This window comes from Planctomyces sp. SH-PL14 (assembly GCF_001610835.1).
Classification (GTDB): Bacteria; Planctomycetota; Planctomycetia; order Planctomycetales; family Planctomycetaceae; genus Planctomyces_A.
On sequence record NZ_CP011270.1, the window covers coordinates 104,185 to 116,452 of the forward strand.

Annotated in this window: 6 protein-coding genes and 1 tRNA gene; 2 read left to right on the forward strand and 5 right to left on the reverse strand. The window is 65.3% G+C overall.

Going from position 1 to position 12,268, the window contains the following annotated elements; translation table 11 throughout:
• Window positions 1-86 precede the first annotated feature (86 nt).
• The 5 genes from VT03_RS00405 to VT03_RS00425 form a co-directional block, all read right to left on the reverse strand.
• Entirely contained in the window at window positions 87-4,088 is a 4,002-nt protein-coding gene (locus VT03_RS00405; protein ID WP_075091150.1) for a secretin N-terminal domain-containing protein, read from the reverse strand.
• 251 nt (window positions 4,089-4,339) lie between these two features.
• Window positions 4,340-5,797, reverse strand: a complete 1,458-nt coding sequence (gene tig, locus VT03_RS00410; protein ID WP_075091151.1) for a trigger factor — start codon at window positions 5,795-5,797, stop codon at window positions 4,340-4,342.
• A 119-nt stretch (window positions 5,798-5,916) separates the two neighbouring features.
• Window positions 5,917-5,989, reverse strand: a tRNA-Gly gene (locus VT03_RS00415).
• Window positions 5,990-6,189: 200 nt separating this feature from the next.
• Complete coding sequence (locus tag VT03_RS00420) at window positions 6,190-7,023, reverse strand: hypothetical protein (protein ID WP_075091152.1); 834 nt, start codon at window positions 7,021-7,023, stop codon at window positions 6,190-6,192.
• A gap of 94 nt (window positions 7,024-7,117) precedes the next feature.
• Window positions 7,118-8,032 (reverse strand): Gfo/Idh/MocA family oxidoreductase, encoded by a 915-nt coding sequence (locus tag VT03_RS00425; RefSeq protein WP_075091153.1) that lies wholly within the window; start codon window positions 8,030-8,032, stop codon window positions 7,118-7,120.
• A gap of 379 nt (window positions 8,033-8,411) precedes the next feature.
• On the opposite strand from VT03_RS00425, the gene VT03_RS00430 reads away from it, so the two are divergent.
• Both VT03_RS00430 and VT03_RS00435 read left to right on the forward strand, forming a co-directional pair.
• Window positions 8,412-9,665 (forward strand): homoserine O-acetyltransferase, encoded by a 1,254-nt coding sequence (locus tag VT03_RS00430; protein ID WP_231870565.1) that lies wholly within the window; start codon window positions 8,412-8,414, stop codon window positions 9,663-9,665.
• A gap of 409 nt (window positions 9,666-10,074) precedes the next feature.
• Entirely contained in the window at window positions 10,075-12,075 is a 2,001-nt protein-coding gene (locus VT03_RS00435; protein WP_075091154.1) for a hypothetical protein, read from the forward strand.
• The last annotated feature ends 193 nt before the right edge of the window (window positions 12,076-12,268 follow it).

Below are 12,268 nucleotides of genomic sequence, written 5' to 3' on the forward strand. Positions count from 1 at the left end.
GGAACCGTGCGGAGCGGAGCCCCGCAGAAATCAGGATCACACGTCATCGACGGCCGCTCCGACGGGAGCGGCCGGGGAGGCACGCTCTACTCGATGACACCGATGCCGGGACCTTCCGGGTTCGGCGGCGTCGGCGTCGGGCGAGCGGGGTAGACCGACTGGGGCCGCGGAATCGGACGGGGCTCCACGGGGATGTGGGCGTCGTCCGGGAATCCCGCCGGAGGGGCGGGGACCGGCATCGGGGCCTGCTGGAATTCCATCGTCGGATCGATCGGGCCGAACGTCTCGGCGGGAGTCGTGAACAGCGGGCCCTGGATCGCTTCGGCTTCGTCAACCAGGAAGTGCAGCCGCTCCGCCTCGACCTGCTTGATGAACTCCATGTCCTCGCTGCAGTGGATGATGCGGGGGGTCAGGAAGATCAGGAGCTCGGTCCGGCGATTGTTGACGAAGTCGTACCGGAATGCCTGGCCGAGGATCGGCACGTCGGCCAGCCAGGGAACCTTGCGGGACACGACTTCTTCGCTGGAGGTGATCATCCCACCGACGACGATCGTCTGGCCGTCAGGAACTTTCACCGTGGTGCGGGCGGTCGTGATGTCCTTGATCGGCGACGTGATCGTGTTGCCGGTCGTCGGGTCGACGTAGATCGGAACTCCCGCCGCCCCGGTCTGGAAGGCGCTCTTCTCTGCGGCGACCTCCATGACGATCTGTCCCTCCGGGCTGATCCGGGGGGTGACCGTCAGGATGATCCCCGCGTTGTCCTGCGTGACCGTCGGGTTCGCCGTCCCCAGGGCGTTCGTCTGGAATCCGGTCACAATCGGCACCTGCTGGCCGACCTGGATCTGGGCCAGCTGGTTGTCGACCGCCAGGACCTGCGGACGGCTCAGGACGCGGACGTTCCGCTTGGCTGCCAGGGCCCGGATCAGGACGCTGACCGCCTCCGAACTCGCCGACAGGACGAGACCGCCGAACCCGAGGTCCGAGTTCGTCCGGCCGACGGCAAAGTTGCTGAGCCCCTGCGTCCCGACGCGGCCGGAGCCGTTCGACGGGTTGTTCCCCAGCGGCTGGTTGTTGAACAGGAAGCCCGGGGTGGCCGCCTGCGAAATGATCTGCTGCGTCGTCGTCTGGACGCCGTTGGGGGCGGTGCTGGTGCTTTCGAGGAGCTGGATGTTGTCGATGGCGCTCCGCCGGAACAGGATCCGGTCCTGGAACCCGAGCTCGACGCCGAACTCGTCGGTGTTCTCCAGCTCGACCTCGACGAGCAGGGCCTGCATGATGACCTGCGCCGGCTCCTGGTCGAGGTCGCGGGCGATCCGCATGATGTCGTCGTAGTACCGCGGCGTGGCGCTGATGAGCAGGCTGTTGGTCACCGACTCAGCGGTCACGATGACCTCCTGCTCGAGGATCTCGCTCGTGCTGATCCGGCCCGGATCGAGCTGGGCGAGATCCCGCTGCGACTGGAGGAACTGGTTGATCGCCAGGGCGACTTGCGAGGCGGGGCTGTTCCGCAGCTTGTAGACCGTGCTCTTGCGGTTGCGGATGTCGCTCAGATCGAGCCGCAGCAGGATCGATTCGACGATCCGCAGCGCCTCCGCGCCCCCGACGGCAATGACGCTGTTCGTGCGGGCGTCGGTCCCGAACTTGAGCGGGATGAGCGTGCTGCTGGGGTCTTCCGCCCCGGCGATCTGCAGGCCGACTCCCTGGTTCTGCTGGTTCTGGTTCCCCTGCTGCTGGTTGGAAGAGAAGATCGACGTCAGCAGCTCGACCGCCGATGCGGCGTCCGAGTTCTTGAGCGTGAAGACCTTGATCTCCGCCACCTGGGCGGCGGGCTGGTCGAGGATCGCGACGAGCTCCTCGATGAAGGGGATGCTCGGCTGCGGCGCGGTGACGATGAGGGTGTTGGTCCGGACGTCGGGATTGAACCGGATGTCCGAGAGCAGCCCTGAGCGGACGAGCTTTTCCGTCGCGTCGCTCTTGGCGAGGAACTCCAGGACGACCGACTTTGAGTCCCGCAGTTCCTGCGGAGCCTGGTTCGCCCCTCCCTGGCCTCCCCCCTGCCCGAACTGGCCGCCCTGCTGGGTGGTGATCTGGGACGGCGGGGAGATCGCCTGCTGGAGAGCGTTCTGCAGGAAGGCGGCCAGCTCGTCGGCGACCGCGTAGTTCAGCTTGATGCGGTGGATGCGGGAGACCGCGTTCGAGTCCGCCCGGTCAATCTTCTTGATCAGGAGGGTGATCTCGCTCAGCTCGTTCGGCTTGGCCTGGACGATGACCGAGTTTGTACGGGCGTCGGCCGTGACGGCGATCTTGGTGCCGAGGCCGACCCGCTCCTCATAGTGGCTCTCGATGAGCGTCACGACCTGGGAGGCGATGGCGTGCTTGAGGCGGAAAATCTCGACTTCCGTCGCCGGGTCGACCGGCTGGTCGAGTTCTTCGATGAGCTGGACCACCCCTTCGAGGAGGATCGGCGGCGCGATCACGAGGACCGCGTTCGGCTTGCTCACCGCGACGACGTTGACCGTCTTCGACTGCTGGGTGCTGGAAGTGCTCCCCTGCTTGATCGTCGTCAGCTTCTCGTAGACTTCGGTCAGGAGCGCGGCGAGCGACTCCGAGTCGACGTGGTTGAGGAACTGCACGTGGATGCCCGGCGTCGTTCCCTGGGCCATCCGCTCGATGGCCTGGATCACGTTCATGACCGCTTCGACATCCTTCTCGTTCCCGCGGATCACGAGGACGTCGAGGTCGCCGACCGACTCGACAATGACCTCACCTTTGAGGTTGCCGAGCAGCTGCTGGACGTCCCCGGCGAGGCCGTTGGCCGGAGCCTCGGGCGCCTTCGGATCGATCGGCATCGGCGCCGGAGCTTCGGGGGCGTTGCTGTCGAGCGGATTGCGGACCGCGGCGGCGGGGTTCTGCCCCTGGCGATTCTGGACGATCCGGTCGAGTTCCGGCTTGAGCTTGTCGGCCACCCCCTTGAGGTTCCCTTCGCCCGCCATGATCTTTGTCGATTCCCCGGCGGCGGGAGTCTGGTCGAGGCGGCCAATGAGGACCGGGACGCTGGCCGCGGTCCGGGCGTCACCGGTGACCCACAGCGAGTTCTTCTCCGTGTCGATCTCGAGCGTGAACCACAGCGGGCCGCGCAGCGTCGTCGCCTTCTCTTCCGCCGGGGCGGGGTGATAGACCCGGATCCCCGGGAGTCCCTTCGGGCCGGCGTCGATCAGCTCGGATCGCGATTCGAACGTCTTGTAGATCTGCCTGGCGATGTCGACCGCGGTCCGCTTCGTCGGCGTCACGGAGACCGACTTCTCTTCGATCGGGTTGGCCGGAACCGGGGTGGCGGGCTGGGCCTGCGCGGCGGGCGGCGCAGGATCGGCCGGCGGCTGGTTCTCCGCGAACTGGGCCTGGACGATCGAACGTCCCGACTGGCCGGCCCGCTCGGCGGCGGAGACCTGGGCGATGCCGGTTCCTTGCGTCCGGGCCGCGACCGGCGCGGCAGCGGGGGTGATCGAGTCGAACCGGCGCTGCGGGCCGGGGGAGGGATCTTCCTTCGGGACGGCCGACACGAGCTGATTCTTGGCGCGTTCCTGCGGATAGACCGGCCGGCGGTATTCCGTGCGGGCCCGTCCCATCTCGATGACCGTCAGGAACTCACCCTTCTCCAGAATCCGGTAACCGAGCGGTTCGAGCTCCCGGTTCAGGACCGCGACCGCTTCCGTCCGGTTCAGCTTTTCGAGCCCCTGCCGCGACCAGCGTCCCGGCGGGACGTCGTGCATGACGAGGGTCGAGCCGGTCTTGGTGGCGACATCCTGGAGGATGTGTGACCAGGTCGCACTGACGTAGTAGAGGCGGACACGGCCGTCCTCACTCGCTTTCCCCTTCTCGTCCGACTGCGCCCCGTGCGGGACGGCGATCGAGTTCCCGACCGGCCTGCCGACGACCTTGGCCTGGTCGACCGACTCGCGGGCGGGAGTCGGGTTCGCCTTCTCGGCCCGCTGGACGTCGACCCGCTTCCAGCGGGCCGGGTCGAGGGCATAGGCCGCCGACTGCAGCGAAGCCAGCAGATACCAGACAACGAGGCAGCACCGGAACATGCGGCCCGAATCGGTGGTTCTGTTCATGCGGGGGGACATAGTTTCTCGCACTGGGTGCGGCCGTGTGAAAAGGCCAAGGGTGCCCGATGTGTCCCCCCGGACGATCCCCGCTCAACGCGGCGATACGCATCGGTACAATCGATGTCATCGGAAAACTTTCCTCAGCCGCTGAACTCAATCCTCCGCGCGCAAAGAAAAAGGGCCGCCGAACTCGTCGGCAGCCCTTGGTAAACTTGAGCCTGAATGAAGTTTTATTCTTCGTCGGCTTCTTTTGCCGAAACGTCCTTGATCGACCGCAGCACGGCCCGATCGACCGCCTCGACCGAGGTGTCGACCGGCGACTTCATGGCGATGTCCTTGAACTCGGCGTTGTCGAGGACCACGTCGACCGCCTTCCGCTCGCGGATCTGGGCGTGCAGGTTCTCGATGAGACCGGTCTTGATCATCCGCGACCGCAGCCGGCGGGGATTCTCGCCGCTCTGCCAGGCCATCATGAAGATCTCGTTTTCGAGCTCTTCGCGGGAGACGTCGATGTTCTCCTCGGTCGCGACGCGGTCGAGGATGAAGTGCTCCTTCAGGTTCTGACGGGTCGTCGTGAGCGACTTCTGCCGCAGCTGGTTCTCACGGGCGGCGATTTCCCGCGTCGTGAAACCGGCCTGCTGCATTTCGAGGATTTCGCGGTTCAGCGCGTTCTCGACCTGCTTCGAGACGAGGTCTTCCGGCAGCTCCCACTTGGCGGAGTCGGTGATCTGCTGGAGCACCTGGCGGCGGCAGGCCTGCCGCTGCTCGTACTTCACCTGCCGCTCGAGGGTCGTGCGGACCTGCGTGCGGAGGGTCTCTTCCGAGTCCGAGCCGAGGCGGGCGAGGATGTCGTCGTCGATCGCCGGGAGCGAGGCCCGCTTGACGGACAGCACGTGGAACTTGGCCTGGATCGGCTCGCCCCGCATGTTGATGTCCGCGGCTTCGCTGGAGATCTTGAACTCCGCTTCCTTCGTGTCCCCTTCCTTGGCAGCGACCATCAGCTTGTCGAAGCCGGCCAGTTCGGCGTCCGGGAACTGGAGCGTCGGGCGGACGCGGAAGTTCTCGGCGCTGTACTCGTTGACCTGCGTCCCCTTGTGGGAGAAGGTCACGTCGGCCGTGATGTAGTCTTCGAGGGCCGCGGCCCCTTCGACCGGCTCGAGCGTGGCGTACTGCTCGAGGTACTTGTTGAGGTACTGGTTGACTTCGGCGTCGGTGACTTCATGGGTCGGACGCTCGATCTTGAGACCCTTGTAGGTCGGCAGATCGAAGCTCGGCCGGACTTCGACGTCGAACTCGTACTCGAAGTCCCCTTCTTCCGGGATGTCGATCGTGTCGAGGTCGAGGTTCGGCTCGTTGATCGGATCGATGTTCGAGTCTTCGGCGAGCTGCTCCAGGCTCTGCATCAGAACCTGCTGCTTGAGCTGCTCGGAGAGCTCCTTCTTGAAGCGGCGGCGGACCAGCGACTCCGGCACGCGGCCGGCGCGGAAGCCGGGGACCTCGGCGCGGGAGACGTAGTCGCCAAGGATCTTCTCTTCGACGGCGTCGATGGAGCCGCGCTCCACCGAGACGCGGATGTGCTTCTTGCACGGTCCCACGTCCTTCACGTCGATCTTGAGCTGGAGCTTGGCCTGGCCTGCATCAACCGCGACCTGCTCTTCCGCCGTCGGAGTGCTCGTGGATTCCGTCACAGGGCTTTCCTTCAAAGAACTACGGCCAATGACCGCGAGAAGCAGTCAATGGCCGACGGGTAATCGGGTTTCCCACAGGTCTCTAAGTGCGACGGAAATCCTGTGGGACCATGAACAAGAGCGGGTGAAGGGACTCGAACCCTCGACATCCACGATGGCAACGTGGTGCTCTACCAACTGAGCTACACCCGCACAGCGAAAACCGCTGGGCGAGCGGGGATTATGAACGAATCGCGAGTGTCGTCAAGCGAGCATTCGCAGAGATCCAACTCACTGGGAGAAAATGAGATGGACGGATTCGTCGGCGTTGATCCCCGCTATCACCGCAGGAAAGCAAACCTCACGCCCCGGCCGCTTCGTCTCCTCGAAACAGCTGGTATTCCGCGAGAGTCTCAGCGATCGCGAAGCGCGGTCTTCCGGCTGTAGAGATCCTGCTGGTACTGCTGGAAGGAGACCCACTTCGTCTGCGCCGCGGCGATCGAACGCTCCCACTGCGTGATGAGCCGCTTGTCGACCGCTTCCAGTTCCCACGCGAACTTGTGGTCCGCCCGCAGGTGCAGCTCGGAGTCGACCTTCACGCGGAGGGTGACCTGGCTCGGGAGCAGCTTGCGCTTCAGCAGCACCGTGTTGAGGTGGACCCGCGGCTCCGGCATGGTGGAGTGCGGGTGCAGGATCGAGTTCAGCTTCGCCGCCCAGGTGGCGTACGCCAGATATGTCTCGGCACAGGATTCGGACGGCGGAACGATCGCCTGGACTTCGTAGCTCAGGAATTCGCCACCGAGCGACAGCTTTCGCGACGCCGGATCGAATGACTCCTTAAAGGTCGGCATCAGTTGGAACCGGATCGCCGCGCCATGCTCGGCCGCCAGCCGGTCTCCCTTCGTTTCGAGTTCGTCGACGTACTTCTCCGCGGCGATCGTCGCGGACTTCAGGAACTGGTTCAGTTCCTCGAAGGAAACGATCGTCGCCTTCTGGCTCGCTCCCAGGAGGACGAACCGGCTCTGCTGCGGGTCGAGGATCACGACCTCGCCCACCTTCTCCATGAAGTCATAGACCTTCCCGGCGTGGAAGATCGTCAGGCTGTGGCTCATCAGCGTGGGGGTCTCGCCTGGCCGTCCCTCATCGGTGACGGTGGTATAGACTCGCATGTCCTGAGCTAGGAGTTGGCCGGTCAGGGTCGACGCAATCAGGATGACCAGAAGGGCGAGAAGCTGCAGACGGAGCATTGTGACCTCCATGTCACGTTGCACGGGAGACGCCGGGACCGACGGTGCAGATCGGCCGGCGAGACAGTCAGGATGGGCGAAGTGGGGCGGGGTGCTAACAGGCGAGGGCGGGATCGATCTCGCGCAAGTGAACGGGCGCTCCGCCGCGGCGCTCGCTTTCCAGCGCGGCTAAAACGAAGGCGACTTCTTCGACAATGACTTGTTTCGGGACGAGCGGAGTTCCGGTTTCGAATCCGTGAACGAGCGCCCGCAACAGGTTCCGGTAGGCGTTCGTGGCCGACAGGGACAGCGGTACGACGCCGTGTTCGCAGCAAATCACCGCCCCGTAGGCGGTGCAGCCGCGGCGGATACCGCGAACGGTGCCGAGCCGACCGTCTTTCCAGGTTCCGGTGACGACGTCGGCCCCTTCGGTGCTCGCCGCGGTGACTGACTCACAGCCTGCCCCAAGGATGGTGAACAGGACCTCGACGGCATGGATTCCGTAGTGGAACAGGCCGGGATTCATGGGATGGTGCTTTGCCGGACCGTAGCTGACCGCGCCGTGCACGGATCCCCAACGGGCAAGCGATGCCGGCACCGCGAGGAGTTCGTCGCAGAACCGCATTCCCGAGGCATACTGCAGGAGGGCCTGATGCTCGTCGGCGAGCCGCAGGATCTCGCGGGTGTCGGGGGCGGTCAGTGCGAACGGCTTGTCGACGAACGTCGGCTTTCCCGCCTTCAATGCAGGCGTCGCAGACGCGCGGTGGTCTCCGCCGCACAGCGACAGGACCAGGACCGCGTCGCTCCCGGCGATCACCGCCTCCTGCTCCGCGATCTCGACGCCGCACTCTTTCATCAAAGGCGTAAACTGGGCTGCTCGCTCGGGAGCCATCGCGCTCGTTCCAGGTGCCCCCAGGACGACACGGGCCCCGCCGACGAACTGGCCCGGGCTCACGCCGACACCGTTGAGGCGACGGGTGAACTCGACGCAGTGCGAGGAATCGAAGTCGAGGATTCCCAGGCGGAGCATGGAAAGGATTCAAGGAATGGAACCGGAAGACCGGGGGCGTGTCTGTACCCTGCTCCACGCCGGGGGAACAACACGAGTCCCCACCCTCCAGAGTGTCCTCCGGAGCCGTCACGCTCCTCTCCGTGACACGGCAACGACCGCGCCCAGGTGGCAGTCGTTCACGCAACCTTTGATTCGACAGCGTGTTGCGAACCGGCCCCCCTGCCGGAACTGGTCGTCGATCAGTACAGCATTCGGCAGCGGACTTTGTGGAGACTGGTTCCCGTTCGCGGTACATTCATTCGAAGTTCGGCAAAGCCTGCAGGAGGTTGCCCGGTCGCATACCCTGACGACGGCCGCCCCGAACGACGTCCGCCGCGCGAGCGAAAAGGCCCTTGAAGTGAGTTCTGTGACCGCCGCCGCTGCCGCCAATACCACCGCTCCCGCTCCCCACGCTTCTGCGGCGGCCCCGGAGTCCTGCGGGCTCGTCAAGCCGCAGAACGTGATCCTGTTCGGGGCGGAAGATCCGCTGCAGCTCGAGTCCGGGAAGACGTTCGGGCCGGTCCACGTCAATTACGAGACGTACGGGACGCTCTCGCCCGCCAAAGACAATGCAATCTTCATCTGCCACGCCCTGACCGGCGACGCCCACGTCGCCGGCCGCCGCACCGCGGAAGACCGCAAGCCGGGCTGGTGGGACGGATTCGTCGGTCCCGGGAAGGGGATCGACACCAATAAGTACTTCGTCATCTGCGCGAACGTCCTCGGCGGCTGCCAGGGGACGACCGGCCCGAACTCGATCGACCCGCAGACCGGCAAGCAGTACGGGCCGCACTTCCCGTTCATCACGATCGCCGACATCGTCCGGGTCCATAAGTCGCTGGTCGAGTACCTCGGGATCACGAAGCTCCTGGCGGTGGTCGGCGGGAGTCTCGGGGGGATGCAGGTCCTGGAGTGGGCGGCGCGGTATCCCGATTCGCTCGGGGGGGCGGTCGTCCTCGCTTCGGGGGCGAAGCTGAACGCCCAGGGGATCGCGTTCAATGCCGTGGGGCGGCGGGCGATCTACACCGATCCCGCGTTCTGCGAAGGGAACTATTACGACCACGCGGAGAAGCCGCGGTTCGGGCTGGCCCTGGCGCGGATGATCGCCCATATCACGTATCTCTCGGAGCAGTCGATCGAGCTCAAGTTCGGGCGGCGGCTGCAGGACCGTGAGTCGCTGGCGTACGACGTGAAGCAGGAGACCGAGTTCCAGATCGAGAGCTATCTCCATTATCAGGGGAAGCGGTTTGTCGAGCGGTTCGATGCGAACAGCTACATCTGGCTGACTCGGGCGATGGACTATTTCAATCTCGACGCGTCGTACGGGTCGCTGGAGAACGCGCTGGGGCGGTCATCGGCGCGGTTCCTTGTCGTTTCCTATGACACCGACTGGCTGTTTCCGACGTCGCAGAGCCTGGAGATTGTCCGGTCGCTGATTTCGGCCCGGCAACATGTGACGTCGGCGGAGCTGTCGAGTCCGCATGGGCATGACGCGTTCCTGATTGATTCGGAATTGCCGATGCTCGAGGGGTTGGTGGTGCCGTTCCTGGCGCGGGTGCAGGAGGGGATGCGGGATGCCGCGGTCGCGACGGACGGGGCTGTCAGCCAGTAGCTCTAACCGCGTTCTTGCCGGCGCAGCTCTCATAGCTCAAACCCAATGTGCGACGGCTGCTGGGGTCAAGGGGGTCTCACCCCCTTGCCGCCGGAGGCGCTTTCCCGCTGAACCGTGGGAAGCAACGGACGTCCCCTTTGTGGCACCGGCGTTGAGAACTCCCTCAAGGTGGATCGCTTGCTCTGGAATCCCCGCGGGTCGGTGAGGGGGCATACGGCACGTTGTCCGGGCTTGGATACGCCCTCCTCCAGACATCTCTCGACGGCCAGGCCTCCGGCGGGCAAGAGGGCGTTGCCCCCTTGCATCCCCCACCAGGGTCCCCCTGGACCCGGTATGGTCTCCCTTCTTACTCGAAGGTTCTGCCTGCAATCTTCTATCATCAACGGAGTTCGACGCCTCGGAGGATCTCATGCCCCTGTCTGTCACCTGTCCGGAATGCGCCAAAACTCTGCAGATCCGCGACGAAAGCTTCCTGGGCAAAAAGGTCCGCTGCCCCAGCTGCCAGAACGTCATCGTCCTTCGGCTCCCCGGAGAAACGGAAGATGATGACGAAGTCCTGATCGAACTCGTCGATCCGATCACCCCCACTCCCCCGTCCCGCCCGACTCCGGCTCCGACCTCCGCCCCCAAGTCCGCCTCGGCTCCCGCCGCTCCCCCGGTTGCCCCCTCCCCTTCTCCCATTCCCGCAGCCAGACCGGCGGCCCGCCCCGCCCCAGACCCGTTCGGAATCGTGGAGGAAGAAGAAGAGCCCGCCGCCTCCGGTGCCGCCGCCGAACACCTGCGGCGGATGATCGAACAGAAGAAGCGCCGCAGCCGCAACAACGCCGTCCTGATCGTCGGAGTGCTGGGAATCGCGGGCATCGCCGGAGCGATCGCGATCCCGATGCTCAACAGTGCCAAAATGCCGGTCGCGGCCGCGCCCTCCGCGGGGACACCCGCCACGCCGGGCGCTCCGGCCGCCGTTCCCGTCGCCGCCGGCGTCGTCACCGAAGAGGACCTCAACCGGCAACCGGAACTCATGGCCGAGTTCCGGCCGACCAACGGCAAGCCGATCGACCTGCGGATGGTCCCGGACGGCGTCAACTTCCTGATCCACCTCCGCCCCGCGCGGCTGTGGGCCAACGACGAAGCGATGACGGAGCTCCGCTCCTGCCTCACGGAGCCGGTCGTGAAGTGGATCGAAGGAGCGATCCAGCGGAACTGCCGCCGCACGCCCGACCAGATCGACGAGCTGCTCGTCGCCATTGTCCTCGGTCCCACCGGCTCCCCGCCGCAGATCGCGGCCGTCGTCAACCTCGTCGCTCCGGCCAAGCCCTCCGACCTGATCGAAGAGTTCAAGGGGCAGATCGTCAAAGAGGCGGGCAACGCCCGTCTCATCACGAATGGCCAGAACTACTTCGTGGTCTCCGGCCTGCAGCAGTTCGCCATCGGACCGGCCAACGCGGCCACGGAGATCGAAGCGGCCCTCACAGCTCCCAACGAAACGATCCCGGACGGCGTCCTGGAGGTCGTCCGCCAGTCCGACCGGGACCGGCTGTTCACGATCGTCTTCGAGATCGACGACGTCCGCCGGAACGTCGATACGCTCTTCGCCCCTGTGGCGATCAAAGCGATCAACAACGTCCTGGACTGGTTCGGCGAGGACGTTGCAACCGTCGGCTGGTCGGCCCATCTCGGCGACACGTTCCACTCCGAGTTCACGTTCTTTCCCAAGGGGAGCCGCAGCGCGCGGGGGGTTGTGGCGACACCACGGGTGGTGCAGGAGACGTTCCGGATGCAGCTTCCGGACATGCCGCCGCTCCTCGCAGACGCGGTGAAGAAAATGAATCCGCCGACGGCCGGCTTCCGGCAGATCATCGGCCGGTTTCCGGCAATGATGCAGGCGGTCGCGCTGGAGACGGCGGCGACGGTCAACGCCCGGACCGCGCGGCTGACGACGGTCCTCCCGGCGAAGGCGGCGTCGAATCTCGCGCTGGGGACACTGTTGACCTGGGACGAGTCGACCCGGACGAACTTTGCGTCGGCTCCGGCGTATGAGGTGGCCGATGCCAAGCCGGCGCTGCCGGACAAGGTGGAAGATCGGCTCCGCATCCCGATCGACTGCGACGTGACATTCCCGCTGGAGCCGGCGTTTGCTTATCTGCTTGGTGAAGTCGGGGTCGAGGTCTTCGTGGACGGGAACGCGCTGAAGTCGGCGGGGATTACGAAGAACGAAGTCCAGACGCTGAAGCTGGGGAAGGCACCTCCGTTCAAGGCGATCCAGGCGATTCTGAATCGGTCGGACCGGGTCCAGACCTATCCGGAGATCGCGTTGTCGATCGATCAGGCGGCGAAGAAGATCACGGTGACGACGAGGGCGGACGCGGCGGCGAAGGGTTTGCCGATCTTCGACATCCGGGGGATGAAGTAGAGAGCGGAGTACATTCTCCACCGGGTCCAGGGGCACCCTGGTGGGGGATGCAAGGGGGCAACGCCCTCTTGCCCGCCAGAGGCCTGGCCGTCGAGAGATATCTGAAGGAGCACGTATCCAAGCGCGGACACCGTGTCGTATGCCCCCTCACTAACACGCGTGGATTCCAGAGCGAGCGGTCCATTTTGAGGGA